This window comes from Thalassococcus arenae, from assembly GCF_019104745.1.
GTDB lineage: Bacteria > Pseudomonadota > Alphaproteobacteria > Rhodobacterales > Rhodobacteraceae > Thalassococcus_B > Thalassococcus_B arenae.
Window position 1 is genome coordinate 295,280 of sequence record NZ_JAHRWL010000002.1, and the last position, 25,921, is coordinate 321,200.

At 65.0% G+C, this 25,921-nt stretch carries 30 protein-coding genes; 11 read left to right on the plus strand and 19 right to left on the minus strand.

Translation table 11 applies throughout. The annotated features are described in order from the left end of the window. Positions 1-106 precede the first annotated feature (106 nt). Entirely contained in the window at positions 107-1,054 is a 948-nt protein-coding gene (locus tag KUH32_RS12770; protein ID WP_217778943.1) for a translation initiation factor 3, read from the plus strand. 85 nt (positions 1,055-1,139) lie between these two features. Here the strand turns inward: KUH32_RS12770 and KUH32_RS12775 are convergent, their stop codons facing one another. From KUH32_RS12775 to cobA, 6 genes are all read right to left on the minus strand, one after another. Continuing rightward, on the minus strand, positions 1,140-1,997 hold the full coding sequence (locus KUH32_RS12775) for a ferredoxin--NADP reductase (RefSeq protein WP_254899162.1): 858 nt from the start codon (positions 1,995-1,997) through the stop codon (positions 1,140-1,142). A 71-nt stretch (positions 1,998-2,068) separates the two neighbouring features. Then, positions 2,069-2,434, minus strand: coding sequence for a DUF934 domain-containing protein (locus KUH32_RS12780; protein ID WP_217778945.1), 366 nt, complete (start codon positions 2,432-2,434; stop codon positions 2,069-2,071). Beyond that, positions 2,431-3,210 (minus strand): phosphoadenylyl-sulfate reductase, encoded by a 780-nt coding sequence (locus tag KUH32_RS12785; protein WP_217778947.1) that lies wholly within the window; start codon positions 3,208-3,210, stop codon positions 2,431-2,433. The genes KUH32_RS12780 and KUH32_RS12785 overlap by 4 nt, the downstream gene beginning before the upstream one ends. Before the next feature lie 3 nt (positions 3,211-3,213). Further along, complete coding sequence (locus KUH32_RS12790) at positions 3,214-4,881, minus strand: nitrite/sulfite reductase (RefSeq protein WP_217778949.1); 1,668 nt, start codon at positions 4,879-4,881, stop codon at positions 3,214-3,216. Continuing rightward, positions 4,881-5,183, minus strand: a complete 303-nt coding sequence (locus tag KUH32_RS12795; protein ID WP_217778951.1) for a DUF2849 domain-containing protein — start codon at positions 5,181-5,183, stop codon at positions 4,881-4,883. The genes KUH32_RS12790 and KUH32_RS12795 overlap by 1 nt, the downstream gene beginning before the upstream one ends. Next, complete coding sequence (cobA, locus tag KUH32_RS12800) at positions 5,183-5,971, minus strand: uroporphyrinogen-III C-methyltransferase (RefSeq protein ID WP_217778952.1); 789 nt, start codon at positions 5,969-5,971, stop codon at positions 5,183-5,185. The genes KUH32_RS12795 and cobA overlap by 1 nt, the downstream gene beginning before the upstream one ends. Before the next feature lie 139 nt (positions 5,972-6,110). On the opposite strand from cobA, the gene KUH32_RS12805 reads away from it, so the two are divergent. Continuing rightward, entirely contained in the window at positions 6,111-6,572 is a 462-nt protein-coding gene (locus KUH32_RS12805; RefSeq protein ID WP_217779815.1) for an Lrp/AsnC family transcriptional regulator, read from the plus strand. Between the two features lie 31 nt (positions 6,573-6,603). Here the strand turns inward: KUH32_RS12805 and KUH32_RS12810 are convergent, their stop codons facing one another. Continuing rightward, positions 6,604-7,776 carry a cytochrome P450 gene (locus KUH32_RS12810; protein ID WP_217779816.1) on the minus strand — a complete coding sequence of 391 codons (1,173 nt, stop codon included), beginning with the start codon at positions 7,774-7,776 and terminating at the stop codon, positions 6,604-6,606. A gap of 60 nt (positions 7,777-7,836) precedes the next feature. On the opposite strand from KUH32_RS12810, the gene KUH32_RS12815 reads away from it, so the two are divergent. From KUH32_RS12815 to KUH32_RS12835, 5 genes are all read left to right on the plus strand, one after another. Continuing rightward, positions 7,837-9,588, plus strand: a complete 1,752-nt coding sequence (locus KUH32_RS12815; protein ID WP_217778954.1) for a sensor histidine kinase — start codon at positions 7,837-7,839, stop codon at positions 9,586-9,588. A 67-nt stretch (positions 9,589-9,655) separates the two neighbouring features. Beyond that, entirely contained in the window at positions 9,656-10,888 is a 1,233-nt protein-coding gene (locus tag KUH32_RS12820) for a sigma-54-dependent transcriptional regulator (RefSeq protein ID WP_217778955.1), read from the plus strand. A gap of 282 nt (positions 10,889-11,170) precedes the next feature. Then, positions 11,171-12,175, plus strand: coding sequence for a DctP family TRAP transporter solute-binding subunit (locus tag KUH32_RS12825; protein ID WP_217778957.1), 1,005 nt, complete (start codon positions 11,171-11,173; stop codon positions 12,173-12,175). Between the two features lie 83 nt (positions 12,176-12,258). Then, on the plus strand, positions 12,259-12,948 hold the full coding sequence (locus KUH32_RS12830) for a TRAP transporter small permease (RefSeq protein WP_217778959.1): 690 nt from the start codon (positions 12,259-12,261) through the stop codon (positions 12,946-12,948). A gap of 4 nt (positions 12,949-12,952) precedes the next feature. Continuing rightward, entirely contained in the window at positions 12,953-14,329 is a 1,377-nt protein-coding gene (locus KUH32_RS12835) for a TRAP transporter large permease (protein ID WP_217778961.1), read from the plus strand. A gap of 160 nt (positions 14,330-14,489) precedes the next feature. On the opposite strand, the gene tpiA is transcribed toward KUH32_RS12835, so the two are convergent. Then, positions 14,490-15,236: a triose-phosphate isomerase gene (gene tpiA, locus KUH32_RS12840; protein ID WP_217778962.1), complete on the minus strand. Its 747-nt coding sequence runs from the start codon at positions 15,234-15,236 to the stop codon at positions 14,490-14,492. Positions 15,237-15,342: 106 nt separating this feature from the next. Between tpiA and KUH32_RS12845 the strand changes: the two genes are divergently transcribed. After that, positions 15,343-16,236: an isopenicillin N synthase family dioxygenase gene (locus KUH32_RS12845; RefSeq protein WP_348541138.1), complete on the plus strand. Its 894-nt coding sequence runs from the start codon at positions 15,343-15,345 to the stop codon at positions 16,234-16,236. Between the two features lie 117 nt (positions 16,237-16,353). Here the strand turns inward: KUH32_RS12845 and KUH32_RS12850 are convergent, their stop codons facing one another. The 7 genes from KUH32_RS12850 to hpt form a co-directional block, all read right to left on the minus strand. After that, positions 16,354-16,677: a TfoX/Sxy family protein gene (locus KUH32_RS12850; protein ID WP_217778966.1), complete on the minus strand. Its 324-nt coding sequence runs from the start codon at positions 16,675-16,677 to the stop codon at positions 16,354-16,356. Between the two features lie 3 nt (positions 16,678-16,680). Then, the gene (locus KUH32_RS12855; protein WP_217778967.1) at positions 16,681-17,061 is read right to left on the minus strand and encodes a HesB/IscA family protein; all 381 of its coding nucleotides are present in this window, start codon (positions 17,059-17,061) and stop codon (positions 16,681-16,683) included. Positions 17,062-17,090: 29 nt separating this feature from the next. After that, on the minus strand, positions 17,091-17,792 hold the full coding sequence (locus KUH32_RS12860; protein ID WP_217778969.1) for a DUF3307 domain-containing protein: 702 nt from the start codon (positions 17,790-17,792) through the stop codon (positions 17,091-17,093). A 62-nt stretch (positions 17,793-17,854) separates the two neighbouring features. Beyond that, a complete protein-coding gene (locus KUH32_RS12865) occupies positions 17,855-18,469 on the minus strand; it encodes a MarR family transcriptional regulator (protein ID WP_217778971.1) in 615 nt (204 codons plus the stop codon). Between the two features lie 50 nt (positions 18,470-18,519). Next, positions 18,520-18,882 (minus strand): SUF system Fe-S cluster assembly protein, encoded by a 363-nt coding sequence (locus KUH32_RS12870; RefSeq protein ID WP_217778973.1) that lies wholly within the window; start codon positions 18,880-18,882, stop codon positions 18,520-18,522. A gap of 61 nt (positions 18,883-18,943) precedes the next feature. Next, complete coding sequence (locus KUH32_RS12875) at positions 18,944-19,123, minus strand: hypothetical protein (RefSeq protein ID WP_217778975.1); 180 nt, start codon at positions 19,121-19,123, stop codon at positions 18,944-18,946. Next, entirely contained in the window at positions 19,120-19,659 is a 540-nt protein-coding gene (gene hpt, locus KUH32_RS12880; RefSeq protein ID WP_217778976.1) for a hypoxanthine phosphoribosyltransferase, read from the minus strand. Before hpt ends, KUH32_RS12875 begins: the two co-directional genes overlap by 4 nt. Positions 19,660-19,742: 83 nt before the next feature. Here hpt and KUH32_RS12885 point away from each other — a divergent pair, with 83 nt between their 5' ends. Beyond that, the gene (locus KUH32_RS12885) at positions 19,743-20,195 is read left to right on the plus strand and encodes a type II toxin-antitoxin system RatA family toxin (protein WP_217778978.1); all 453 of its coding nucleotides are present in this window, start codon (positions 19,743-19,745) and stop codon (positions 20,193-20,195) included. Positions 20,196-20,240: 45 nt separating this feature from the next. On the opposite strand, the gene KUH32_RS12890 is transcribed toward KUH32_RS12885, so the two are convergent. From KUH32_RS12890 to KUH32_RS12905, 4 genes are all read right to left on the minus strand, one after another. Continuing rightward, positions 20,241-21,422, minus strand: a complete 1,182-nt coding sequence (locus tag KUH32_RS12890; protein WP_217778980.1) for an ammonium transporter — start codon at positions 21,420-21,422, stop codon at positions 20,241-20,243. Between the two features lie 172 nt (positions 21,423-21,594). Further along, entirely contained in the window at positions 21,595-22,068 is a 474-nt protein-coding gene (locus KUH32_RS12895; RefSeq protein WP_217778981.1) for a CinA family protein, read from the minus strand. Beyond that, complete coding sequence (locus tag KUH32_RS12900; RefSeq protein ID WP_217778983.1) at positions 22,065-22,559, minus strand: phosphatidylglycerophosphatase A family protein; 495 nt, start codon at positions 22,557-22,559, stop codon at positions 22,065-22,067. Before KUH32_RS12900 ends, KUH32_RS12895 begins: the two co-directional genes overlap by 4 nt. Continuing rightward, a complete protein-coding gene (locus KUH32_RS12905; protein WP_217778985.1) occupies positions 22,556-23,686 on the minus strand; it encodes a bifunctional 2-C-methyl-D-erythritol 4-phosphate cytidylyltransferase/2-C-methyl-D-erythritol 2,4-cyclodiphosphate synthase in 1,131 nt (376 codons plus the stop codon). The genes KUH32_RS12900 and KUH32_RS12905 overlap by 4 nt, the downstream gene beginning before the upstream one ends. 173 nt (positions 23,687-23,859) lie before the next feature. Between KUH32_RS12905 and dusB the strand changes: the two genes are divergently transcribed. Both dusB and KUH32_RS12915 read left to right on the plus strand, forming a co-directional pair. Beyond that, positions 23,860-24,846 carry a tRNA dihydrouridine synthase DusB gene (gene dusB / locus KUH32_RS12910; RefSeq protein ID WP_254899164.1) on the plus strand — a complete coding sequence of 329 codons (987 nt, stop codon included), beginning with the start codon at positions 23,860-23,862 and terminating at the stop codon, positions 24,844-24,846. Further along, the gene (locus KUH32_RS12915; RefSeq protein ID WP_217778990.1) at positions 24,843-25,910 is read left to right on the plus strand and encodes a two-component system sensor histidine kinase NtrB; all 1,068 of its coding nucleotides are present in this window, start codon (positions 24,843-24,845) and stop codon (positions 25,908-25,910) included. Before dusB ends, KUH32_RS12915 begins: the two co-directional genes overlap by 4 nt. Positions 25,911-25,921: the final 11 nt, after the last annotated feature.

Sequence of the window (25,921 nt, forward strand, 5' to 3'; positions counted from 1 at the left end):
TGCGCCGGTTTTCAAGGCTTTCCCCTTGTCCTTTCGCGGTCCAGTCGTCACATGTGCCGCAGATGCAGCTTTTCATGCTGCAATGCAAAAAGACAGGAGAGTTAGGATGCGTAACCTGATCGTGGTTGCCGTGATAGCGGCCATCGGCGTGGGCGGCTATCTCTGGTATTCCGGGCAGACACCGGAAGAAGCGATGGAACAGGCCTCGGAGGCCGCCGAAACAGCGGCCGAAGCGGCCACCGACACTGCGACGGAAGCTGCCGACGCGGCAACCGAAACGGCCACCGAGGCCACCGAAGCGGTGACCGAAGCGGCCGATACGGCCGTCGATACCGCGACCGAAGCGGCCGAAACCGCCGTCGAAACCGCAACCGAAGCCGTGCAGGGCGCCGTGGACAGCGCCACCGAAGCCGCCGAAGCGGCGACCGAAGGCGCGATGAACCTGGCCGAACAGGCCGGCGAAGCCGCCGAAAGTGCGATGGACAGCGCCGCCGAGGCCGTCGAAGGCGCGACGGAGAGCGCCACCGAAGCCGCCGAGGGCGCAGCCGATGCCGCTGCGGACGCCACCGAGACCGCCACCGACACCGCTGCGGAAGCCACCGAAGCCGCGACGGATACCGTGACCGAGGCTGCTGATGCCGCTGCCGACACCACCGCCGAGGCCGCCGACGCCGCCGCGGACACCGCAGCCGAAGCAGCCGATGCGGCAGCGGATACCGCATCCGACGCCGCCGAGGGTGCGGCCGACACCGCCGCGGAAGCCGCGGACGCAACGGCCGACACGGCCGCGGAAGCCGCGGACGCGACGGCCGACACGGCCGCAGCAGCTGCCGACGCGACGGCCGACACGGCCGAAGCCGCAGAAGTCGCGATCACCGATCTGCTGACGACGGACGGCTTCGACTATGACAAGATGGTCGAATATATCGACGGAAGCGAGTTGAACGCGCTGGCCAAGACCGCCGCCAAGAGCCTGGCCGAGCAGGCCCGCGACAATCCCGACGCGCTGGCCGCCGTGCTGGATCAGCTCAAGGTCGCTCTGGGCGTCGAGTAACCAGGCGTCTGAAACGAACGAACCGCCGCGCGATCCCCTCGCGCGGCGGTTTTCTTTGTGAAACGGGCCGTTGTCCGGTGCAGCTTCAGTCCAGGAACGCCTTTTCGACGACGTAGTGTTTCGGATCGGAATTGGCGCCTTCTTCCAGCCCGTATTCCTCGAGCATCGCCTTGAGTTCGAGGTTGAAGGCGAGGTTGCCGCAGATCATCGCGCGGTCGGTTTCCGGGTTCAGCGGCGCGACGCCCAGATCGGCAAAGGCTTCGCCCGAGCGCATCAGATCGGTGATGCGGCCGATCTTCGGGCTCTCCTCGCGGGTGGTCGTGGGGTAGTAGCGCAGCTTTTCGTGGAATCCATCGCCGATCAGTTCGGCCAGCAATTCGTCGCTGCGGATCGTGTCGATCAGTTCCTTGCCGTATTGCAATTCGCCCACCTCGCGGCAGGTATGGGTCAGGATCACCTCGTCGTAATCCTCGTAGGTTTGCGGATCGCGCAGCAGCGAGGCAAAGGGCGCGATGCCGGTTCCGGTCGCGAAGAACCAGATCCGCTTGCCCGGCAGCAGCGCATCATGCACCAGCGTGCCGACGGGCTTGGGACGCAGGATGATCTGGTCGCCGGGCTGGATATGCTGAAGGCGCGAGGTCAGCGGCCCGTCCTGCACCTTGATCGAGTAGAACTCCAGCTCTTCGTCCCAGGACGGCGAAGCGATGGAATAGGCGCGCAAGAGCGGCTTGTCCTTGCCGGACTTGTCGTCACGCACCATGAGACCGATCATCACGAATTCACCGGAGCGAAAGCGCAGCGAGGCCGGACGCGTCACGCGAAAGGAAAACAGCCGGTCGGTCCAGTGCTGGACGGCGGTCACGGTCTGGGCGTCGGGTATGGCCATCTTGGCCGGCTTGGTCTGCACGGGGGTGGCGTCGGTCACAGCGGTCAACTCGGTCATGGTCATTCTTCGCCGGTCGGTTTAACCGGCGCCTCACATCTACACATTGATATAGGTCAGGGCAAAGCGGCTTAGCCGCGCAGGCGGGTCTGGTAGTCATGCGCGCGCCAATTCGCGCGATCCAGCCATTGGTCCTCGGGTTGCCTGGCGGCCAGTTCCTCAGAGATCTCGACTTCGTCGAACCCCGATCGACGCGCCATCGCGTATTGGTCGGCGATCACGTGACCGCGGGCGCGCAACCGTCCGGAAAACCCGCTGGCGCGCAACAAACGCGCGAGGGTGAAGCCGCGGCCATCGGCGAAGCTGGGGAAATCGATGCGGATCAGCGCATCGCCGGCCGCGGTCAGGCTGGCCGGGTCGGTGTCCGGGGACAGATCGATGATCGGGCCCTGCCATTCGTCCTGCCCAAAACCTCTATCGGTGACGATCACGCTCATGCGCTTTCTCCTTGTCTGACGGCGCGTCCGTTCACGAAGTGGATGCCGCATTCGTCCTTGTCCCGACCGCGCCAGCGCCCTGAACGGGGGTCTTCGCCCGGCGCCACTTTGGACGTGCAGGGAGCGCAGCCGATGCTGGGATACCCCCGAGCCACCAGCGGATGCCGGGGCAGGCGGTTTTCCTCCATGTAGGCGCGCACGTCTTCGGGCGCCCAGCGGGCCAGCGGATTGACCTTGATCCGGCCGGTCGGTTCTTCGAGTTCGAAGAAATCCAGCGCGGCGCGGCTGCGATTCTGGAACCGCTTGCGCCCGGTGATCCAGCCGTCGAAGCCCTGCAGGGCCGTCTCCAGCGGTTCGGTCTTGCGCAGCGCGCAGCAGGCGTCGGGGTCGTTCAACCGCAATGCGCCATAGGGGTCGCGGTCTTGCAGCGCGGTGCGGTCGGCCTTGATGATGCGCACGTCCTCGAGACGCAACCGTTCGGCCAGTTCCTGCTGGTAGACGAGGGTCTCGGTGAACAGAAGCCGCGTGTCGATGAACAGCACCGGCGTCGCGCGGTCCACCATCGCCACCAGGTGCAACAGCACCACCGATTCCGCCCCGAAGGACGACACCAGCGCGATGCGCCCGGCCTCGGGATCGCGCAGGGCGCCTTCCAGCACCGCGGTGGCGCCGTGGTGGCGGTAGCGCGTGTTGAGCGTCGCGACCTTGTCCCGCAGCGCGTCCAGGCGGATACCCGGCCCTCCGGGGGGAGTTTTCTGGGCAAGATGAAGGGTCATGGCCTATTCCGCCGCAACCCGCGTTTCGCTGTCGTAGAGCGCGGATTTGAAGGGTGCCATGCCGATCCGGCGATAGGTTTGCAGGAAGGTCTCTTGGGCATCGCCGCGCAGGTCGAGATAGGTGCCGATCAACCGTTCGATCGCCGGCACGATCTCGTCATAGCCAAAGCCCGGTCCCGTGCGGTCGCCAAGGGCGGCATCCTGCGTGGCGTCGCCACCCAGGGTGATCTGGTACGTTTCGACCCCCGCGCGGTCGAGACCCAGAATGCCGATATGGCCGACATGGTGATGCCCGCAGGCGTTGATGCAGCCGGAAATCTTGATCTTGAGATCGCCGATCTCGTGTTCGAGTTTCAGCGCGTCGAAGCGCGTCGCGATTTTCTGCGCGACCGGGATAGAGCGGGCCGTGGCAAGGGCGCAGTAATCCATGCCGGGGCAGGCGATGATGTCGCTGATCTTGCCGATATTGGCGGTGGCCAGCCCGTGCGCCTTGAGGATCGTGTGGATCTGCGGCAGGTCCGCCTTGTGGACATGGGGCAGCACGACGTTCTGTTCGTGGCTGATGCGCAATTCGTCATGGCCATAGCGTTCGGCCAGATCGGCCAGCACGCGCATCTGGCTCGACGTCGCATCGCCGGGTGTCGCGCCATGCGCCTTGAGGCTGATCTGCGCAATGGCGTAGCCGGGAATGCGGTGATCCGACAGGTTGGTGTCGGCCCAGGCGCGGAAGACCGGGTCGCGGTCATAGGCGCGGTCGAAATCCGCGCTGTCGCGGTGCGCGAAATCGGGGGCCGCGAAATCCGCCTTGATCGTGTCGAACAATGCCTGGTCGATGCCGGAAAAGGCCGGCCGGAGCACTGCGAAGCGATCCTCGACCAGGCGAGAAATCTCTGAAATTCCATGCTCGTGAACGGTGATCTTGATCCTGGCCTTGTACTTGTTGTCGCGCCGTCCCAGCAGGTTCCAGACGCTGACCACCGCCTCGAGATAGGGCAGCAGATCGGCCTCGGGCAGGAAATCGCGCAGCACCTTGCCGATCATCGGGGTACGGCCCAGGCCGCCGCCGACGAAGATGCGATAGCCGATTTCGCCATCCTGTTCGACGATCTGAACCGCGACGTCATGGGCACGCAGAACGGCGCGGTCGTTTTCCGATCCCGAGACCGCGATCTTGAACTTGCGGGGCAGGAACTGGAATTCCGGGTGATCGGTCGACCATTGCCGGATCAGCTCGGCCACCGGGCGGGGATCGGCGATCTCGTCCGCTGCCGCGCCGGCGAAATGGTCGGCGGTGACGTTACGGATCGTGTTGCCGGAGGTCTGGATGGCGTGCATCTGTACTTCGGCCAGTGCATCCAGCATGTCGGGCACGTCGCGCAGTTTCGGCCAGTTGAACTGGATGTTCTGGCGCGTGGTGAAATGGCCATACCCCTTGTCCCAGCGGTCGGCGATATAGGCCAGCTGGCGCATCTGGCTGCCCGACAACGTGCCATAGGGGATGGCGACGCGCAGCATGTAGGCGTGCAGTTGCAGGTAAAGTCCGTTCATCAGGCGCAGGGGCTTGAACTCGTCTTCGGTCAGCGACCCGTTGATGCGGCGCTCGACCTGGGCACGGAACTGGCGGTTGCGTTCGGCAACGAAGGCCGCGTCGAAATCGGTGTAGCGGTACATCAGCTTGCCTCTGCCTGCTTGCCATGGGCGTGGTTCGAGGGCCCGGTACGGCGGAAATCCTCGCGGAAATGCGTGGGTTCGGGGCCGTTCGGGCCGGGTTTGACGTCGGCCAGATAGGCGCCGACCACTTCGGCATGGCGCGCCTGCGCCTCGATCAGGCGCAGATCGGCATGGGCCTCGTCGGTCAGCAGCTCGGCTTCGTTCAGCCGCCGGACCCAGCGGTCGTCCTCGGACAGGTACACGACATCGCCTTCGAGAAGCGCATTGGCGGTGACAACCTTGGGTGTGAAGGCTTTGGGCATCAGGACACCTTTTGTTGCATGATATCAGTTATTTCTGCCGCAGCACTGCGGGCTGTGAGGCCCAGCATGACGATGGCCGGACCACCGAGGTTCGCCCCGGCCAGCGCCTCGGGGAACAGGCCCAGGGACGAGGCCAGGATACGCTGGTCGGGACGTGACGCGTTTTCGACGACGCAAACCGGTGTGGCGGGATCGGCACCGTGCATCAGCAACCGGCCCTGAACGAACCGAGCCGCCTTCTTGCCCATGTAGATCGCCGCGACCTGGCCGGGACGGGCCAGCGCGCGCCAGTCATGGTCGGCGAAACCCGCCATGTCGTGCCCGGTCAGGATGCGCAACGACGCGTTGCGCCCGCGCTTGGTCAGGCTTTGACCGAGCGCCGCGCCGGCGGCCGCCGCGGCGGTGATGCCCGGTACGATGTCCCAGGCCAGCCCGGCGGCGTCGAGCGCGTCGATCTCTTCGTCGAGGCGGCCGAAGATCATCGGATCGCCGCCTTTCAGGCGCACGACACGCTGCCCGCCTTGCGCTTCCGCCACGAGGCGGGCACAGATCTCGGACTGCGCGGTGGAAGGCCCGAAGCCTGCCTTGCCCATGGCGATGCGACGGGCGCGGCGGGGGATCAGCGCGAGAACACCGTCGCCGACCAACCGGTCATGGATCACCACCTGCGCCGATTTCAGCGCCCGCAGCGCGCTCAGCGTCAGCAAGCCCGGGTCTCCGGGGCCGGCGCCGACGAACAGCACCGGGGCAGACCGGCGGCGCGAGAAAAGGGGCAGCGTGAAGCGCATGGTTCGACTTTCCTGTCACGTTCACAACGAATATAGAATATTTTCCCTTGATTGGGCCAGATATCCGGTTGAAAAAGGACAAGCGTTCCACTTGGTGCCGTAATTGCGATTGCCATCCCGGAAACGCCGGAAAAAGGGAATTCTGATGCGTATCGACGAAACCGACCGGAAAATCCTTCGCGAGCTGCAGCGCGATGCCGGGCAATCTCTGGACGAAATCGCCAGGACCGTGGGGTCTTCCAAGACCCCGGTCTGGAATCGCATCCGCAAGATGCGTGATGCAGGGGTGATCGGCGCGCAGACGGTGATCCTGGATGCCGAGGCGCTCGGCTTTGAAGCGACGTTCTTTGTGTTGATCCGGACCTCGGAACACGAAGCGTCCTGGCAGAAGCGGTTCCTTGAGGCGTTGCGGGCGCGGCCCGAAGTGCAGGAGGCGCACCGCCTGGCCGGCGATATCGACTATATCCTCAAGGTGCGGGTCCAGAACGCGCGGGCCTACGACACCTTTTACCAGGCGCTGATTTCCGAGGTGCGGGTGCACGAGGTCACCGCGCTGCTGTCGATGGAGGAAATCAAGGCGACCACGGCGCTGCCCTTGTGACGCGCGCCGGATCGCCGGGCCGCAAGCCTGGTCAGGCGCTGACCATCAGCCGGGTCAGGCCGTGGAAATGGTAGCTGTCCGCGTAGACCGGGGGGGCGACGATGCGCAGCCCGGGCAGGGCATCGAAGAGGATCGGCAACGCGACCCGCATCTCGAGCCGGGCCAGCGGTGCGCCGACGCAGAAATGCAACCCGCCGCCGAAGGTATGGTGCGTGACCGGTGCGCGCCCAGGGTCGAACCGGTCGGGGTCCGGCCAGATCGCCGGGTCGCGATTGGCGGCGGCCAGCAAAAGGGCCACCTGGTCGCCGCGGCGGAAGGTATGGCCGAACAGCTCGGCCTCTTCGTAGGCGTGGCGGGTGAACATGTGCAGCGGCGGGTCGAAGCGCAGGATCTCTTCGCAGATTGGCTCGGCGGTGTCGGGCGTGATCGTCGTGCCGGCTTGCAGCAGGGATTTGACGCCATTGGCCAGGCTGTGAACCGTCGCCTCGTGTCCGGCATTCAGGATCAGGATGCAGGTGGCGATCAGTTCGTCGCGGTTCAGCCTGTCGCCGTCGGTCTCGGCAGCGATCAGGTGGGTGATGAGATCGTCGCGCGGATCGGCGCGGCGGGTCTCGATATAGTCGGCAAGAAACGCGCTGAACTCGTCCGCGGCGGCGGCCGCGGCGTCTTCGACGGCGCGGGTGCGACCGGCCTGGTACATCGCGACCATGGCGTGCGACCAGGCCAGAAGTTGCGGTGCCATCGCTTCGGGCACGCCGAGAAGCCGGGCTATGATGCGCACCGGGATCGGCGTGCAGAAATGCTCCAGCAGGTCGAACGGCCCGGTATGCGCGTCGCGCAACAACGCGTGGGCCAGCGCAGCGATTTCCGGGCCAAGGGCCGCGATGCGACGCGAGGTGAAGGCGCGCAGAACCAGGCCGCGAAGGCGGGTGTGGCGCGGCGGTTCGGCTTCGAGCAGCGAATGCGCTTCGACCTTGTAGAAGGGGCGCAGGCGGGCGGGGATGGCCGGGGCCATTTCGGCGGGAATTTCCCGCCCGAAGCGGCGATCGCGCAGCAAGGCCTGCACCGCGCGATGCGAGACCGCGCAGGGCATGGCGAATTCGTCCCACCAGATCATGTCGCCCAGGCGGCGCATCGCGTGGTAGTGCGGGTAGGGGTTCTGGACGAAACCGGGGTCCCCGGGGTCTTGTGCTATGCGCTGCATGATCGTCACGCTGTCGCAGGGCGCTTGGCTTGGCAAGGCCGGGCTTGTTAGGAAAAGGGCATGACACGCAAACCGGTACATCCTGCGCTGCTGCTTGCGCTGTTCCTGACGCTGACCGCGGCCCTGGGCGGCGCGGTCTGGCGGTATGGCTATGGCCAGGCGCTGGACCAGGTGGCGGCGCGCGGGCAATCGGACCTGGCGCTGGCGGCGGACCGGTTGGTGACGCAGTTGCGCCGTTACCGCGAGTTCGCCGTGCTGATGGCCGAACACCCCGTGCTGTCGCCCTTGCATGACGGCGCAGAGGCGGACCAGGCCGCCGCGGTGCTGCAGGGCGCAGTCGACAAGATCGGGCCATTGGCGGCCTTCTATGCCGATCCCGCGGGGCGCGTGCTGGCATCCTCGGCCGGCCCGGTACCGGAAGGCTTGCGCGAGGCGCCGTATTTCAAGCGCGCCCTGAACGGGGCCCTGGGGGCCGCGCATGGGCCGCGACAGGACGGGCGCGGGCGGACCTACAGCTTTGCTGCGCCGACCTTCCGTCCCGATGGCCGGGTCCGCGGGGTGCTTGTGGTGGTGGCCGATATCGAAAGCCTGGAACAGGATTGGCGCGCCTCTGTGCCCAGCGTCTATTTCCTGGCATCCGACGACTCTGTCTTCGTGACAAACCGCAGCGAAATCCTGGGATGGCGGGACACCGGCGCAGGCCGCATGGCGTTGCCGGACGGGTCGCAGCAGGCGGCGACGATCCGCCAGTTTCAGGGACACACGATCTGGCGTCAGGATTTCAGCCGCTACATTCCCGCCCAAGCCCTGCACCTGGTACAGGATCTGCCGGTGATCGACATGACCGGCGTGGCTTTGGTCGATGTCGCGCCGGCGCAGCGCCTGGCCTTGCTGCAGGCAGCCGTGGTGATGGCGGTCTGCCTGGTCTTCGGCGCGGCGCTGTGGCTGGTGACGGAGAGACGCCGGGTGCTGGCGGCTGCGAACGCCGTGCTCGAGGAACGCGTTTCGGCCCGGACCCGGGCGCTGGAGCGCACCAACATGGCGTTGCGCCGCGAAGTGCACGAACGCGAAGAGGCCGAGGCCGCGCTGAAACGCGCACAGGCCGAACTGGTCCAGGCCGGCAAGCTGAGCGCGCTCGGCCAGATGTCGGCGGGCATCAGCCACGAACTGAACCAGCCCCTGATGGCGATCCGGCAATATGCCGACAACGGTGCATCGTTGCTGGACAAGGGCCGGACCGGCGAGGCCGGGCAAAACCTGCGGCGCATTTCCGACATGGCCGCGCGGGCCGCGCGGATCATCAAGAACCTGCGGGCCTTCGCCCGCAACGAAAGCGAACCGATGGGCCGCGTCGACCTTGTTGCGGTCATCGACAGCGCGGCGGAGCTGACCGAGGCGCGGTTGCGCTCGGAAGGGGTGGTCCTCGACTGGCGGCCCGGTCAAACGTCCGGGCCGGTCTGGGCACGCGGCGGCGAAGTGCGGTTGACGCAGGTTTTCGTCAATCTCATCAACAACGCGGCCGACGCGATGACCGGGCAGCAGAACAAGCGCATCGACATCGCCCTGCAGCGCGGCGCCAAGCTGGTGGTGACGGTACGCGACGTCGGCCCGGGCATCGCCGACCCCGAACGGGTGTTCGAGCCGTTCTACACCACCAAGGCGGTGGGCAGCGGTGACGGGATGGGGCTGGGGCTGTCCATCTCGTACGGGCTGGTGCAGAGTTTCGGCGGCAACATTCGCGGCAGCAACACGGAGAACGGCGCCATGTTCACGGTCGAACTGGACCCCTGGCAGGAAGAGGTGGCGGCATGACGGGACGGCGATGCGCCGCTCGCGCCGCCGGCGCATCGCCCCGCCCGCCGTCCCGCAAGGCGCAACGATGACCCGCCGGGTGTTGCTGGTGGATGATGACGCGGCCGTGCGCGCGGCCCTGGGCCAGACGCTGGACCTGGCCGAGTTCCAGGCGATCACCGCCGGTTCCTTTGTCGAGGCCAAGGACCATATCCGGCCGGCATTCGACGGTGTCATCGTCTCGGATATCCGGATGCCGGGCCGCGACGGGTTCCACCTGCTGGACTACGCCCGCGAGACCGATCCCGACCTGCCGGTGATCCTGTTGACCGGCGAAGGCGACATACCGATGGCGGTTCGGGCGATGTCGGCCGGTGCATTCGATTTCCTGGAAAAACCCTGTGCACCGGACGATCTGTGCACGGTGATCGAACGTGCCCTGCGCACACGCGCCCTGGTGCTGGAAAACCGCAGGCTCAAGGCGCAGCTCGAAACCGGCGATCCGGCGGCGCGATTGATTTTCGGTATCTCCAAACAAGCAGAGGCGCTGCGCGCCCGGGTGCGCGCTGCCGCCCGCGCCGGAACCGAAGTGCTGGTCACGGGGGCGCCCGGTACCGGGATATCCAAGGTGGCCGAGGTCGTGCATCTGTGTTCGCCGAACGCCAAGGGTCCCTTCGAAAAGCGCGCGGCTGCCGGGCTGGACCGCGCCGGGTTCGAGGCAGTCTGGGCGGCATGTACCGGCGGGACGCTGTTTCTGGACGAAATCGCCGCCGCGCCGGTCGACACGCAGATGGCTTTGCTGGACGCTCTCGAACATGGCGGGGCGCGGCTGATCGCGGGGTCCGTGCGCGATATCGCTGCGGCCGTGGCGCAGGGCATGCTGTCCTCGGACCTGTTCTATCGGCTGGAGGTGATGCAGGTGCGAATTCCGGCGTTGTCGGAACGACCCGAAGACATCCCTGTCCTGTTCCGGCATTACGTGGCTCAGGCCGCGGAAAATGCCGGCATCGCGCCGCCCGAGATCACCCAGGATCACCTTGCCGCGTTGATGGCGCAGGATTGGCCCGGCAACGCGCGATCGCTGATGTCGGCAGCCATGCGGTTCGTGCTGGGGGTCCCCGAGGAGGTGTTTCAGGCGCGCGATCTGGGGTTGGCCGAGCAGATGGCACAGGTCGAACGGTCGCTGCTGGCCGCCGCTCTGGGGCGTCACAACGGCCGTGCCGCGCAAGCAGCCCAAGCGCTGAAACTGCCGCGCAAGACCTTTTACGACAAGCTCGCCAAGTACGGGCTGAAGCCGGAAACCTACCGCCGGGACGGTTGAACCGCGCCGATTCGACGATCTCACGCGCCCGTGAGAAAACTGTGCGGATTTCCGCACTGTTGGCGCAAACGGCTGTGCGGTGAACCGCACATAGCCGCGATGCAGCATCAAAAGCTACACAAGCTTCACGGTGTAACTATATATTACAATTATAAAAAATCCTTCCCATAGAGTGGTTTGACTCAACGCTTGCGGTGATTCCCCGCCGTGGTGATTCTCTTACCCGGCAGGTTCGACGGAGGGGTCGGACCGCTGTGATTTACGAAGTTCCGGGAGGACATCATGAAGAAGTTTCTAACGACCGCCGTGGCGGCCACTGCCCTGATGACGGGTGCGACCGGCGCGATGGCGGCTTGCGAAGGCGACGAGATCGTCATCAAGTTCAGCCACGTCACCAACTCCGACAAGCACCCCAAGGGTATCGCCGCGTCGTTGCTGATGGAGCGCGTCAATGCCGAGATGAACGGCAAGGCCTGCATGGAGGTCTTCCCGAACTCGACACTCTACAATGACGACCAGGTGCTCGAGGCGATGCTGCAAGGCGACGTCCAGCTGGCGGCGCCGTCGCTGTCGAAATTCGAGCAGTTCACCAAGCAGTTCCGCATTTTCGACCTGCCCTTCATGTTCCGCAACATCGAAGCCGTGGACGCGTTCCAGAACTCCGAAACCGGCCAGGCGATGAAGGAATCGATGGTGCGCCGCGGTCTGCTGGGCCTGGAATTCTGGCACAACGGCATGAAGCAGATGTCGGCCAACAAGCCGCTGATCTCGCCGTCCGACGCTGCCGGTCTGAAATTCCGCGTGCAGCCTTCGGACGTGATCAAGGCGCAGATGGAAGCGATCGGCGTCAGCCCGCAGCCCATGGCCTTCTCGGAAGTCTACGGCGCGCTGCAGACCGGCGTCGTGGATGGCCAGGAAAACACCTGGTCCAACATCTACGGCCAGAAATTCTTTGAGGTGCAGGACGGCATCACCGAAACCAACCACGGCATCATCGACTACATGGTCGTGACCAGCGTGGACTGGTGGGAAAGCCTGCCCGAGGATGTCAGCAGCCAGCTGCGCACGATCCTCAACGAGGTGACGGTCGAGCGCAACGCCGCGGTCGGCCAGGTCGATGCCGATGCCCGCCAGGCGGTGCTCGATGCCGGCGCGACGATCCGCGAACTGACGCCCGAGCAGCGCCAGGAATGGGTCGATGCCATGAAGCCGGTCTGGGAGCAGTTCAAGGACGATGTGGGCCAGGAAAACATCGACGCGGCCCAGGCGATCAACGCCTCGATGTAATCGATCCTGAAACGATCTGCCCGGCTCCGTGCCATTCGGAGCCGGGTTTTTGATGGCCCGGAACAACCGGGCAAGGGGGCAGCATGTCGTCACATTACGAACCGAAATCGGCGTTCGGCCGGTTCATCCATGAGCTTGAGGAAACGGTCATCGCGATCATCCTCGGCGCGATGGTGATCGTGACCTTTGTCAACGTCGTCCTGCGCTACGGCTTCAACACCGGATTCATCTGGGGTCTCGAGGTCGTCACGTTCCTGTTCGCCTGGCTGGTGCTGTTCGGGGTCAGCTACGCGGTCAAGACCACAGCGCATCTGGGCGTCGACGCGATCACCAACCTGGTGTCGCCCGCCGCGCGCCGGGCGCTGGCGCTGCTGGCGGCGGCGATTTGCCTGGCCTACGCGTTCCTGCTGTTGAAGGGCGCGTGGGATTACTGGGCGAATTTCGCAAATCTGCCCCAGACCACCGGACGCTGGTTTCCGACCGGCCTGGAAGAGATGAAGCGGACCTCGTACCGCGGCTGGTACGAAGTCGTCGATATCCCGTTCCCGGAATGGCTGCGCTGGATCCAGCCGATCATGAACGAGGGCGAAGACTATGAGAAGCTGCCGCGCTTCATCCCCTATTTCATCCTGCCTTTCGGCTGTGCGTTGCTGCTGTTCCGTTTCGTCCAGGTCACCCTGCGGATCTGGAAGGGCGAGGCCGAAAGCCTGATCGTCAGCCACGAAGCCGAAGACGCCGTCGAAGACGTCGCCCACATGAACCGCGAGGGCTGATCCAATGGAAGTCGCCATTCTCTTTGCCATGGTCATCGGCCTGATGCTGATCGGTGTGCCGATCGCCATTTCGCTGGGCTTTTCGTCGACCATCTTCCTGCTGGTGCTCAGCGACACGTCGCTGGCATCCATCGCACAGAGCTTCTTTCAGGCGATGGCGGGGCATTACACGCTGCTGGCCATCCCGTTCTTCATCCTGGCGTCGTCCTTCATGTCGACCGGCGGGGTGGCGCGGCGGATCATCCGTTTTTCCATCGCGCTCGTGGGCCATTTCCCCGGAGGCCTGGCCATCGCGGGTGTTTTCGCCTGCATGCTGTTCGCCGCTTTGTCGGGCTCGTCGCCCGCCACGGTGGTCGCGATCGGCTCGATCGTGATCGCGGGCATGCGGCAGGTGGGCTATTCCAAGGATTTCGCCGCGGGCGTCATCGCCAATGCCGGCACGCTGGGCATCCTGATCCCGCCCTCCATCGTGATGGTCGTCTACGCCTCGGCCACCGATGTCAGTGTGGGTCGGATGTTTCTCGCCGGCGTGATCCCCGGGCTTTTGGCGGGCACGATGCTGATGGTGACGATCTATGTCATCGCCAAGTTCCGCAACCTGCCCAAGGGCGAGTGGAAGGGCTGGCGCGAGGTGTTCGAGGCCGGATCCGAGGCGGGGTGGGGCCTGTTCCTGATCGTCATCATCCTGGGCGGCATCTATGGCGGCATCTTCACCCCGACCGAGGCCGCTGCGGTGGCGGCCGTCTATGCCTTCCTCATCGCCTCGTTCGTCTATCGCGACATGGGGCCGCTGGCCGGGAAGAACGGCGCGCCGAACCTGGCGCTTTGGCAGAAACCGATCGCGCTGGTCACCGCCTTCGTGCATCGCGACACCAAGGACACGCTGTTCGAGGCGGGCAAGCTGACCATCACGCTGATGTTCATCATCGCCAACGCGCTGATCCTCAAACACGTGCTGACGGACGAACAGATCCCGCAATCCATCGCGGGGATGATGCTGGACGCGGGCTTCGGGCCGGTCATGTTCCTGGTGATCGTGAACGTCATCCTGCTGATCGGCGGACAGTTCATGGAACCCTCGGGGCTGATCGTGATCGTGGCGCCGCTGGTGTTCCCGATCGCCATCGAACTGGGTATCGACCCCATTCACTTGGGCATCATCATGGTGGTGAACATGGAAATTGGCATGATCACGCCGCCGGTGGGTCTGAACCTGTTCGTGACCTCGGGCGTGGCCGGTATGCCGATGATGCGGGTCGTGCGCGCCGCGCTGCCTTTCCTCGGCGTGCTCTTCGTCTTCCTGATCATGGTGACCTACATCCCGTGGCTGTCGACCTTCCTTCCGACCACCTTCATGGGGCCCGAGATCATCGTGCGATAGGGCGATTTCGGTCGAGCGCCTGCGCGCGACAACTGCGATCAAGTGAAATTGCGACGCCCTGTCCGGGGCGTCGTTTCCTTTTGTGACGTCGTGAACGCGTATTTTGCAAAGAGAAGAAGCCAGACAATTCTTCTCTTTCGCAAATACGCAATCTGCGGCGTCAGCCAGCGCTGGCGTTCAATGCGTCGATGATCGGGACAAAGTCACTGGCCCGCAGCGAAGCGCCGCCGACCAGCGCGCCGTCGACATTGGAAACGTCGAAAATCTCGGCCGCATTCGAGGCCTTGACCGATCCGCCATACAGGATGCGGACCGACCGGCCGACACCGGCGCCGAAGCGGCGTTCGAGCCGTGCGCGGATGAAATCATGCACATCGCCGATCTGTTCGGTGTCGGGCACCTTGCCGGTGCCGATCGCCCAGACCGGTTCATAGGCGACGACGAGGTTGTGGCCGGTGGCGCTGTCCGGGACCGATCCGGCAAGCTGACCGCCGATGATGTCGAGCGTGTTCTGCGCCTCGCGTTCGGTCAGGGTTTCGCCGACGCAGACGATGGCGACCAGGCCGGCATCCCAGGCGGCCTGGGTCTTGGCGCGGACGTCCTCGTCATGTTCGTCATGATCGCTTCGGCGTTCGGAATGGCCCAGGATCACATGGCTCGCCCCGGCATCCTTGAGCATTGTGGCCGAGAGGTCGCCGGTATGAGCACCCGAAGCCTTGGCGTGGCAATCCTGACCGCCGATGGCGATGGCACCGCGCACGCGATCGGCCGCACGTGCGATCAGCGTCGCGGGTGGGCAGATCAGCACTTCGGCCCCGCCGCTGGCCTGCGCCATGGCATCCAGTTCGGCCAGCGCGTCGCTCGTGCCGTTCATCTTCCAGTTCCCGGCGGCCAGTTTGCGTCGCATGCCAATCTCCCTCGGTGACTGGCGCCATCATTGCGCCGCGGGGGGCGAGGTCAAGGGTGCTTGTGTCGGCGCAACCAGGCGCTAGAAGACCGTCATGGCACAGGACATCATTCCCACCCTCGATGCCGCCCGGATCGCGGCACGCGATGCGGACGCGCTCGATGTGCTGCGCAACGTGGCGGAAGGTGTCGGGTTTCTCAAGGTCGGGAATGCCGGGTTGTCGCCGGCGCGGATGCGTTTCGTGCTGGCTGCCTACCGGGCGTTCTTCGACCGGCCGGAAGCCGAGAAACGCGCGGTCGACATGGCGCGGACCGGGGCGAACCGGGGCTGGGGCGCGTCGGGGTCGGAACAGGTCGATCCGCAGGCCAATCCCGATTTCAAGCAGGTCTTCGATTGCGGCTTTGAACTGGCGGGCAGCGATCTGGCGGTCTACGCGCCGAACCTCTGGCCGGAAAGGCCCGAAGGTTTCCGCGCGGTGATCGAAGCCTATTACCGCGATGCCTGCGCCGTGGCATTGGGTCTGCTGCGCGGCATCGCCGAGGCGATCGGTGAGGATCGCGGCTATTTCGACGACAAGTTCGACCGGCCCATGGCGCTGCTGAGGGGCAATTACTATCCGCCGCGTCCCGATTGGGCGGGGGCCAAGGATTTCGGCATCGCCACGCATACCGACTATGGCTGCCTGACCCTTCTTGCCACGGACGGCGTGCCGGGGCTCGAGGTGCGTCTTCGGGGCGGCGGCTGGGCTGCGGTGAATGCCGATTCGGGCACATTCGTGATCAATTTCGGCGAGATGCTCGAAATGTGGACCGATGGTCGGGTCAAGGCCACGCCGCACCGGGTGGTCGGCGGAAATGCCGAACGGCTTTCGGTGCCGTTGTTCTTCAACCCGAATTACGAGACCAACGTTGCACCGATGGGCTCGGGCAGGACGATCACCGCGGGCGAACACCTGTCGAAACGGTTCGCCGAGACCTACACACATCTTCAGACGGGCTAGCGGCGGGAGGGCGGGCCTGTTTGTCGGCTCGGGGCCGAGGCCGGACGGCAATGGCGCGATCGCCTAGCCGACAGGCGGATTCGGCGAATCCGCTTTACGGGCCCCAACCCTTTTGCGTCACAGATACCGCAGCGCCTCGCGCGCGATTGCCGCCGCTTCTTCTGGGTCGTCCAGGGCGGTGCTGGGCATCGTCCAGTACGGCATCGACGCGGTCTTGCCGTTGTCGCGGGTATAGGTCCAGCGGGTGCAGCCCATGTCTTCCAGCCGGTCGATGAATGCGCCGGCTCCCTTGATCATGAGCCCCAGATCGGAATGCACGATCGCAAAGATCGTACCTTCGTGATACAGGCACAGCCCGCCCATCATCTTGCGCGTCGTGATGTCACCCAATCCGGCAAAGAGTTCCCTGGCAAAGGCGCCCTCTTCGTCGGTGACCGACATCGCTCAGCTCTTGCCCTGTTCCGCGGCCAATTCGTCGACATCCTTGAACTTGATCGACTCGCCGCAGCCGCAGGCTTCGGTCACGTTGGGATTGCGGAACTTGAAGCCCGATTCGAGCAACGAGGTTTCGTAGTCGATTTCGGTTCCGAACAGGAACATCTGTGCCATGGGTGCGATCAGAACGCGCGCGCCGTCCTGTTCGACCACCTCGTCGTTGGGATCGGCGACGTCGACATAGTCCATGGTGTATTCCATGCCCGCGCAGCCACCTTTCTTGACGCCGATCTTCAGACCGAAGCGGCCGTCACGCTGCATCAGCTTGGCCACCTGGCGCACGGCGGCGTCGGTCAGGGTGACGGGGGATTTTCCGGGAATGCCGAACATCGGATACCTCTTTTCCTCTGGTCTCCAATCTAGGGTCCGGCGGCAGCGATCTCAAGAAGTGCCACGGTGCCGTATGCAGCGGCCATCGCCCAGGCGAACGACGCCAGCGTGCCGATGATGACGTATTCGCCGGCCTTCTGGCCCTGTGCGGCGGTGTCGAAACGCAGGATCGACTTGGCGGCGATCAGGAAACCGATGCCGGCGGGCTGTTCGATGAAGACCAGCAGGAAGATCAGAGTGCGTTCCAGCCGGCCAATCAGGCGCCCGGCATCGGCCAGGCCGTCCTGCGGCACCTCTTCCTGGAATCGGGTGGTCAACAGGCCCACTGCGAATCCACCGGCGAAAACGGTGACGATGAAGCCCGACAGGATCAGCGCGGGGGCCAGTGCCTGGTCGCCCCAGGGCGCCCAGAGACCGGCATCGAAGGCGCCGGACCAGTAATAGGCCGCCGCTGCGATGGTGGCGACATGCGCGGACTGGTCGATCGCGAAGGCGGTGAAGGTGCGGGGCAGGGCCCAGGCCTTGATCGCGTCGATCGCCAGATGGGCCGTGGCCACCACCAGCGCGACCTCCCATATGCCGCCAAGCGCTGCGGTGCTGAATACCAGCACGATTGCGGCATGCAGCAAGAGAATGAAGACGTTGCCTTTCCGGGCGACCATCCAGTCGGGCTGGAAGACGAAGTCGGCCAGAACATGAGCCAACAGCAGGGCGGTAAAAGTCGCAATCATTTAACGGTCTTTCCGCAAGCAGAATAACTTGCCTTTCTTGAATGCAAGTCTAAAGGGTTGCGCTAATTCTTTGTCTCAATCAGTTCAAGCGCATCGATCAACGCAGGATATCCGGCCGCATGCAAGGCTTGATCGACAGCCTGGCGCGAAACTCCCAGTTTCTTGGCGGCCGCGACGCGAGGACCTGCGCCTGGCGGCAGCATCGCGGCCACTGCGCGCGCTTGGGCTGGCGTCCAGCCCTGCGCGATGTGGTCGGCCAATCGCAGGAAGGCCTGCGTGACACCGCCCGCCGCATCGCCAAGCAGTCGCTTGCCCTTGAGCCGGGTCAAAAGGCGGCCTGACGCGGTGAAGACGGTGCCGTGACCCGAATTCGGATCGGTTGGGTCGGACAATCGGCCCTCGCCGGTCGCGATGGCGATGCGGGTCGCGATATCGTCGCCTTGCTGTCGCAGTCGGGCCTGCAGGAACAGCGCGGCGCGGTGCGTCGGAATGCCGGTCGGAAAGACCGCCTGCCAGCCGTCGCCGCCCCGCCGGGCAAAACTGGCGTGACCCGTCGCACCGGTCCATTCGGCGATCCGATCACAACCCTCTGACAAGGTGGCTAGGCAAACATCCAGTCGGTCGGCATCCATATCGGAAGACGCGACGATATCGCCTGTGAAAACCGTGATGTCCATAAGCAAGTGATAGCACTTGCATCAGTGAAAAGCAAGTATTTTAACTTGCCTTACATGAAGCCCAATTCAAGCCGGGCCTCGTCGGACATCATGTCCATGCCCCAGGGCGGATCCCAGGTGATATCGACATCGACCTGCTTGACGCCGGGCAAAGGTTCGATCGCTTCGGCCAGCCAGCCGGGCATTTCGCCGGCGACCGGGCAGCCCGGAGCGGTCAGGGTCATCGTGATGTTGACCGCGTTTTCCGGCGAGATGTCGATCGTGTAGACCAAGCCCAGATCGTAGATATTGACTGGAATCTCAGGATCATAAACTGACCGGCACGCTTCGACGACCTGGTCGTAAAGCGGGTGATCCGTGCTGGAAGGTGCGATCAGCGGCGTGCCCTCAAGCGGCGGCGTGGCTTCGGTCATGACCTATCCTCGTTCCTTACCTGAGCGAATATATAGGAAAAGCGGGCCGGGGGGTAAAGGGTCAGCGCGCGACCTGCGGCAATCCGCGGAACCGCTCGGCCGTGGCCCAATCGGGCCAGCCCACCCAGCGTTCCACTGCGAAAAGCACCGCGCAGACCACCAGCACGATGGCCACCATGTTGCGATACTGCCGGGATGGCGGGCGCCGCACCCAGCGGACCATCCGCATCAGCCAGATCATGCGGTGAACCGGACCTTGCCGATATAGGGCAGGTTGCGGTTGCGCTGGGCGTAGTCGATGCCGTAGCCCACGACGAATTCGTCGGGTATCTCGAACCCTGTCCAGTCGGCGCGCACATCGACTTCGCGCCGCGTGGGTTTGTCCAGCAGCGCGATCGAACGCAGCTTGTGCGGTTTGCGCGCCTTGAGCAGGCCCAAGACGTGCTTCATCGTATAGCCGGTATCGATGATGTCCTCGACCACCAGCACGTCGCGGCCCTCGATCCCGCCGCGCAGGTCCTTCAGGATGCGCACCTCGCGCGAGCTTTCCATCGCGTCGCCATAGCTGGAGGCTTCCAGGAAATCGACCTCGACAGGCAGGTCCAGTTCGCGCACCAGATCGGCGATGAACACGAAAGAGCCGCGCAGCAAGCCGACGACGACCAGCTTGTCGGTATCGGCGAATTCCTCTGCGATCTCCCGACTCAACGCCTCGATCCGGGCGGCGATGGCCTTGGCCGAGATCATCTCGTCTACGACATAGGGTCGCTGCGGCATGGGTCTTCCCTTGAAATTCCGATCGCACAATACGAAAAGGCCCGGCAATGTCACGCAGATAGACGGAAAGATCGACGGGCGACATGCCGACCCATTCCGAAACCAAACGCCTGCCGTACACGGCCGCCCAGATGTACGATCTCGTGGCCGACGTGGCGCGCTATCCCGAATTCCTGCCGTGGACGGCCGCCGCGCGCATCCGGTCGCGCGAAGAGCGCGGCGATCACGACGTGATGCTGGCCGACCTGGTCATCAGCTTCAAGGTGTTCCGAGAACGGTTCGGGTCCAAGGTCACGCTGTGGCCCGACGACCGGCGCATCGACACCGAATACCTGGACGGCCCGTTCAAACACATGCGGTCGCAATGGCGGTTCGAGGATGCGGCCGAAGGCGGATGCGACGTGCATTTCTTCGTCGATTTCGAATTCCGCAACCGCATCCTGCAGGGGGCCGCGGGCATGTTCTTCTACGAGGCCATGCAGCGTATCGTCCGCGCCTTCGAACGTCGGGCGGCCGAGCTGTACCGGCAGAGCTGAAAACGGGCCCCGCAGGGCCCGTTCCGTCGCGTATCCGAAGGCCAATCAGCTTGCGTGGTCGTAGGCCCGTTCGCCGTGGACGGTGATGTCGAGGCCCTGGGTTTCGATGTCTGCATCGACGCGCAGAGCGGTAACCGTGCGCACAACCAGGATCAGAACCACCGTCACGACGATTGTGAAGAGACCCACGATCAGCAGCGATCCGACCTGCGCGGCAAAGCTTCCTGCACCGAAGACCGCGATCATCAGCGTGCCGAAGATGCCGCCCACACCGTGCACGGCGAAAACGTCAAGCGTGTCGTCGATCTTGAGCATGTTGCGGATGACGTTGACGGCCTCCTGGCACAGGATGCCCGCCACCGCGCCGATGATCAGCGCCTCGACCGGGCCGACGAACCCGCTGGCCGGCGTGATCGAGGCCAGACCGGCGATGGTGCCGGTAACCATGCCCACCAGTGACGCCTTGCCGAACTTGACGCGCTCCCAGAACGCCCAGCTCAGCGAGGCGGTTGCGGCCGAGATATGCGTGACCGTCAGCGCCATGGCGGCACCGCCATCGGCGGCCAGCTGCGAACCGCCGTTGAAGCCGAACCAGCCGACCCACAGCATCGCCGCGCCGATCATCACAAAGCCGGGATTGTGCGGCGGGGTTGTTCGGTTGCGACGCGGACCCAGGAAGACGGCGATGATCAGCGCCGCCAGCCCGGCCGTTTCGTGCACCACGATGCCGCCGGCGAAGTCGCGCACGCCGGTTTCCCCGAAGATCCCGCCATCGGCCAGGAACCCGCCGCCCCAGACCCAATGCACCACCGGCGCGTAGCACAAGAGCATCCAGAGCGCAGAGAACAGCAGGACAAAGCCGAAACCCACGCGTTCGACATAGGCGCCGACGATCAGCGCCGGGGTGATGATGGCAAAGGTCATCTGGAAGGCAAAGAAAAGCACCTCGGGCAGGGTGCCCGACAGGCTGTCTGACGTCACGCCCGACAGGAACATCTTGTCATAGCCGCCCCAGTATCCGCTGTCGCTGCCGCCGAAGGCGATGGAATAGCCAAGCGCCAGCCACAACACGCTCATCAGGCAGGCGATGGCGTAGCAATGCATGAAGACGCTGAGCACGTTGCGGGCCCGCACAAGCCCTCCGTAGAACAGCGCAAGCCCCGGCAGCGTCATGAAAAGCACCAGGGCCGTGGCCACGATGATCCACGCTGTATCGGCTCCGTTCATTGTCCCATCCTTCCCGTTTGTCTGATTTGACGGCGGTCAAAGCGGGATTCGGACGCGGAAAAAAGCGGCGAGACGGTATCGGGGCGCGCAATTCGGGGGCGGTTTTGCAACTGCCCAAAAAACAGCCGGTCAATCGGTGCGATTGCCTGATTTCTGCGCGCAATGTGACCTGTCAGTTCAGCGCCGACAGAATGCTTTGCAAAGCGTGCAATGTGGCGGCCGCCCGAACGGCGCTGCGGCCAAGCGCACCGAATTCCACGGTTTCGCTGCTTGTTCCGGACGCGGTGGCGACGGCAAAGCAGACCCGGCCTTCGGGCTTGGTTTCTGACCCGCCGGGCCCGGCGATGCCGGTGATCGCCACGGCCACATCGGCATGGGCCGCGATCCGGGCACCTTCGGCCATCTGCCGTGCGACCTGTTCGGAGACCGCGCCGAACGCCTCGAGCGTTTCGGAATGGACGTGCAGCAGATCCTGCTTGGCCGCGTTGGAATAGGTGACAAAGCCGCGCTGGAAGATGTCGGACGACCCGGCGATGTCGGTGAGCGCCGCGGCCACCTTGCCGCCGGTGCAGCTTTCGGCCGTTGTCACCGTCCAACCGCGCGCCCGCGCGGCGGTCAGGATGTCGCGGGCCAAGGCTTCGGTCACATCAGCACCCCATGCGCCAGCAGTGCCAGGCCGATCACGCCGACAGCGGCGAAGAACCCGGCTATTACGTCGTCCAGCATAACGCCCAATGGGCCGCCTAGCGAGTCCGCCCAGCCCACCGGCCCGGGTTTCCAGATGTCGAACAGACGAAACAGCAAGAACGCCGCGATCCATCCGGGCCAAAGCGCCAACAGGTCGGCCTGCATCATATTGGCGCCGTAGATCACCGGCGCCAGCGCGATCCATTGGCCGACCACCTCGTCGATCACGATTTCCGAAGGGTCGTGGTCGGCCTTGCCGGCGGTTTCTTTCCTGGTGGCCCAAAGACCCAGGAAGAACAGGATGGCGCCAATGAAAAGCAGGCCGAAGAAACCTGCCCATTCCGCCACAAGCCAGGCCGCGGGCAGGGCAGCCAGCGATCCCCAGGTGCCGGGAGCGGGGCGCAGGTGACCGCTGTAGAAGAAGGTCGCGACGAGTGCGGAAAGCGTCATGCCCGCACCAACGCAACCGTGGCCAGCGCCGCGATGCCTTCTTCGCGGCCGGTAAAGCCCAACCGCTCGGATGTGGTCGCCTTGATCGAAACGCGGCTTTCGTCGAGCGCCATGATTGCGGCGACCCGGGCGATCATCGCGGGCGCGTGCGGGCCGATCTTGGGGCGTTCGCAGATCAGGGTCAGATCGACATTCGAAATGCCGAATCCCATTTCGCGTGCCAGATCAACGGCATGACGCAGAAAAATATCGCTGGCGGCGCCCTTCCATTGCGGGTCCGATGGCGGGAAATGCCGCCCGATATCGCCCTGGGCCAGCGCGCCGTAGATCGCATCGGTGATTGCATGCAGGCCGACATCAGCGTCGGAATGCCCCTTCAACGCGCGGTCGTGCGGCACTTGGATGCCGCAGAGGGTCACGTGATCGCCAGGTTCGAAGGCGTGCACGTCAAAGCCGTTGCCTAGGCGGATATCCATGCCGGTCTCCAGAATGCGGGCGGCCCTGGAAAAATCCTCGGGGCCGGTGATCTTCAGGTTCTGCTCCGATCCGGGGACGATCGCAACCGTCATGCCCGCCGCGCGGGCAACGGCGACATCGTCCGCCGCATCGCCCGCATTCCGTCGGTGCGCGTCCAGGATGTCGGCAAAGCGGAAACCCTGCGGGGTCTGCGCCCGGAACAGACCCTGCCGGTCGCGGGTGCCCGTCACCACGCCATCCGCACCGGTCCACAGCGCGTCGGTGACAGGCAGTGCCGGAGCGGCGCCCGGCGCATCGCGCAAGGCGGTTTCTACGGCGTCGATCGTCACGCGGTCGATGCAGGGCCGCGCGACGTCGTGGATCAGCACAAGTTGTGGCGGATCGTCGGACAGCGCTTCCAGCCCGGCGCGCACCGACGCGGCGCGGTCGGCACCGCCCAGGACCAGCGCAACCGGCAGGCCCCGCGCTGCGTTTTCGGCAAAATCCCTGTCGTCGGGGTGGATGACCAGCACGATGCGCGGCAGGTGCGACAGGGCCAGCAGCGTCCAGCGTGCCACGGGCTGTCCGGCCACGACTTGCCATTGCTTCGGCAACTCACCCCCGGCGCGGGAGCCGCGGCCGGCGGCAACGATCAGGGCGGCTGTCGACATGGTTTCTCCGTTTCTCCTTGCATAGGGCGAGGCTTGACCGGGTGCAATCACCCGGGGCAAAACGCCTAAAAATTAGGCATCAGTGGCGCGAGACCGACCGGAATTCCGGTGCAATCGTTGTTAATTGACGGGGGGCACGCTACCTCGAAGCCATGCGCACAAGGAATGGGCAATTGACGATCGACCTGGGAGACAGAGTGGTGACGCCTCCGGTTCTGCTGGCGCCGCTGGCGGGGATCACCGATCTGCCGTTCCGCACGCTGGTCAGCCGGTTCGGCGCGGGTCTGGTCGTGTCCGAGATGATCGCCAGCGGAGAATTCCTGACGGCGCGGCCCGGCACCCGCGAAAAGGCCGAACTGGGCGCCGGGATCGCCAACACGTCGGTGCAACTTGCGGGTCGCGAACCCGGACCGATGGCCGAAGCGGCACGGATGGTCGCGGACATGGGCGCGCGGGTGATCGATATCAACATGGGTTGCCCGGCCAAGAAGGTGACCGGCGGCTGGTCCGGCTCGGCCCTGATGCAGGTGCCAGACCACGCGTTGCGGCTGATCGAGGCGGTGGTTGGCGCGGTGGACCTGCCGGTGACGCTGAAAACCCGGCTGGGCTGGGATGACGGCTGCCTGAACGCGCCCGACCTGGCCCGCCGGGCCGAAGCGGCCGGCGTGCGCATGGTGGTGATCCACGGCAGGACCCGTTGCCAGTTCTACAAGGGCCGGGCCGACTGGGCGGCGATCCGCGCAGTCAAGGAGGCCGTGTCGATACCGGTCATCGCCAATGGCGATATCGTCGATGCCGGCACCGCCCGCGACGCGATGGACGCCTCGGGCGCCGATGGCGTGATGGTGGGCCGCGCGGCGCAGGGCGCACCTTGGCGTCTGGCCGAGATCGCCCATTCGCTCTTTGGCGTTCCGGCGCCCCGCATCCCGCAAGGCATGGCGTTGGTCGAGATGGTCATCGCGCATTACGAGGCGATGCTGTCCTTCTACGGCGTCGATCTGGGCCTGCGCTGCGCCCGCAAGCATCTGGGCTGGTACATGGACCGCGCCGGAACCGGTGCCGGGCTGCGCCGGCGCGTGCTGACATCGAAAGATCCGACCGAAGTCATCGCGCTTTTGCCCGACGCGCTGGCCGCCGGCCGCGCAAGGCAGGCGGCATGAACACCGCACTCGAGCTGCAGCTGTGGTCTTCGCTGCCGGTTCCCGCGATCCTGCTGGACGCCGAGGAACGTATCGCCGATCTGAACCCCGCGGCCGAAGGCTTCATGAACAATTCCGCCAAGTGGCTGGTCGGCCAGCCGATCTGGGACAGGCTGGCCGTCGATGCACCGCTCGAGGAAAGCATGGTGCGCGCGCGAGAGAATGGCACCCCGCTTTTCGTGAATGATGTCGATGTGGGAACCGGCAGCCGCCCGCCGCTGGTCTGCAACCTGCAGATCGCGCCGCTGCAAGGCAAACCGGGCTGGATGATCGTGCTGATCAGCCCGCGCGAACTGGCGGGCCGGATGACGCAAAGCCATTCGGTCAAGTCGGCGGCCAAGTCGGCCATCGGCATGGCCGAGATGCTGGCGCACGAAATCAAGAACCCGCTTGCGGGCATCACCGGCGCGGCGCAATTGCTGAGCATGAACCTTGGTCCCGAAGACCTTGAGTTGACTGACTTGATCGTGGCCGAGACGCGGCGTATCGTGAAGCTGCTGGAACAGGTCGAACAATTCGGCAACCTGTCCGCCCCCGAGCGCAAGCCGGTCAACATCCACGACGTTCTCGATCGCGCGCGGCGCTCTTCGCTGCTGGGCTTCGGCGCACACATGAAGATCGTCGAGGATTACGACCCGTCGCTGCCGATGGCGCATGGCGATCCCGACCAGTTGCTGCAGGTGGTGCTGAACCTGCTCAAGAATGCCTCGGAGGCATCGCCCAAGGGCGGCACGATCCGGTTGCACACCTATTTCGAGCATTCGTTTCGACTGCGCCGCGCCGACGGCACCGGGCAATCGCTGCCGTTGCAGATCGAGGTCATCGACGACGGCCCCGGCCTGCCGCCGGAAATCAAGGGCGACATCTTCGATCCGTTCGTGTCCGGCAAGGAAAACGGCACCGGGCTGGGCCTGGCGCTGGTCAGCAAGATCATCTCGGATCACGACGGCTGGATCTCCGTCGATTCCGTGCCCGGACGCACGGTGTTCCGCATTTCACTGCCGCGCGCGCCGCGGGAAAAATAAGGAGACGCATC

Bases quoted from the DNA above. Each gene is read 5' to 3' on its own strand.
- KUH32_RS12770 (WP_217778943.1), top strand. From the start codon at position 107: ATGCGTAACCTGATCGTGGTTGCCGTGATAGCGGCCATCGGCGTGGGC.
- KUH32_RS12775 (WP_254899162.1), bottom strand. From the start codon at position 1,997: ATGACCGAGTTGACCGCTGTGACCGACGCCACCCCCGTGCAGACCAAG.
- KUH32_RS12780 (WP_217778945.1), bottom strand. From the start codon at position 2,434: ATGAGCGTGATCGTCACCGATAGAGGTTTTGGGCAGGACGAATGGCAG.
- KUH32_RS12785 (WP_217778947.1), bottom strand. From the start codon at position 3,210: ATGACCCTTCATCTTGCCCAGAAAACTCCCCCCGGAGGGCCGGGTATC.
- KUH32_RS12790 (WP_217778949.1), bottom strand. From the start codon at position 4,881: ATGTACCGCTACACCGATTTCGACGCGGCCTTCGTTGCCGAACGCAAC.
- KUH32_RS12795 (WP_217778951.1), bottom strand. From the start codon at position 5,183: ATGCCCAAAGCCTTCACACCCAAGGTTGTCACCGCCAATGCGCTTCTC.
- cobA (WP_217778952.1), bottom strand. From the start codon at position 5,971: ATGCGCTTCACGCTGCCCCTTTTCTCGCGCCGCCGGTCTGCCCCGGTG.
- KUH32_RS12810 (WP_217779816.1), bottom strand. From the start codon at position 7,776: ATGCAGCGCATAGCACAAGACCCCGGGGACCCCGGTTTCGTCCAGAAC.
- KUH32_RS12815 (WP_217778954.1), top strand. From the start codon at position 7,837: ATGACACGCAAACCGGTACATCCTGCGCTGCTGCTTGCGCTGTTCCTG.
- KUH32_RS12820 (WP_217778955.1), top strand. From the start codon at position 9,656: ATGACCCGCCGGGTGTTGCTGGTGGATGATGACGCGGCCGTGCGCGCG.
- KUH32_RS12825 (WP_217778957.1), top strand. From the start codon at position 11,171: ATGAAGAAGTTTCTAACGACCGCCGTGGCGGCCACTGCCCTGATGACG.
- KUH32_RS12830 (WP_217778959.1), top strand. From the start codon at position 12,259: ATGTCGTCACATTACGAACCGAAATCGGCGTTCGGCCGGTTCATCCAT.
- KUH32_RS12835 (WP_217778961.1), top strand. From the start codon at position 12,953: ATGGAAGTCGCCATTCTCTTTGCCATGGTCATCGGCCTGATGCTGATC.
- tpiA (WP_217778962.1), bottom strand. From the start codon at position 15,236: ATGCGACGCAAACTGGCCGCCGGGAACTGGAAGATGAACGGCACGAGC.
- KUH32_RS12850 (WP_217778966.1), bottom strand. From the start codon at position 16,677: ATGTCGGTCACCGACGAAGAGGGCGCCTTTGCCAGGGAACTCTTTGCC.
- KUH32_RS12855 (WP_217778967.1), bottom strand. From the start codon at position 17,061: ATGTTCGGCATTCCCGGAAAATCCCCCGTCACCCTGACCGACGCCGCC.
- KUH32_RS12860 (WP_217778969.1), bottom strand. From the start codon at position 17,792: ATGATTGCGACTTTTACCGCCCTGCTGTTGGCTCATGTTCTGGCCGAC.
- KUH32_RS12865 (WP_217778971.1), bottom strand. From the start codon at position 18,469: ATGGACATCACGGTTTTCACAGGCGATATCGTCGCGTCTTCCGATATG.
- KUH32_RS12870 (WP_217778973.1), bottom strand. From the start codon at position 18,882: ATGACCGAAGCCACGCCGCCGCTTGAGGGCACGCCGCTGATCGCACCT.
- KUH32_RS12875 (WP_217778975.1), bottom strand. From the start codon at position 19,123: ATGATCTGGCTGATGCGGATGGTCCGCTGGGTGCGGCGCCCGCCATCC.
- hpt (WP_217778976.1), bottom strand. From the start codon at position 19,659: ATGCCGCAGCGACCCTATGTCGTAGACGAGATGATCTCGGCCAAGGCC.
- KUH32_RS12885 (WP_217778978.1), top strand. From the start codon at position 19,743: ATGCCGACCCATTCCGAAACCAAACGCCTGCCGTACACGGCCGCCCAG.
- KUH32_RS12890 (WP_217778980.1), bottom strand. From the start codon at position 21,422: ATGAACGGAGCCGATACAGCGTGGATCATCGTGGCCACGGCCCTGGTG.
- KUH32_RS12900 (WP_217778983.1), bottom strand. From the start codon at position 22,559: ATGACGCTTTCCGCACTCGTCGCGACCTTCTTCTACAGCGGTCACCTG.
- KUH32_RS12905 (WP_217778985.1), bottom strand. From the start codon at position 23,686: ATGTCGACAGCCGCCCTGATCGTTGCCGCCGGCCGCGGCTCCCGCGCC.
- KUH32_RS12915 (WP_217778990.1), top strand. From the start codon at position 24,843: ATGAACACCGCACTCGAGCTGCAGCTGTGGTCTTCGCTGCCGGTTCCC.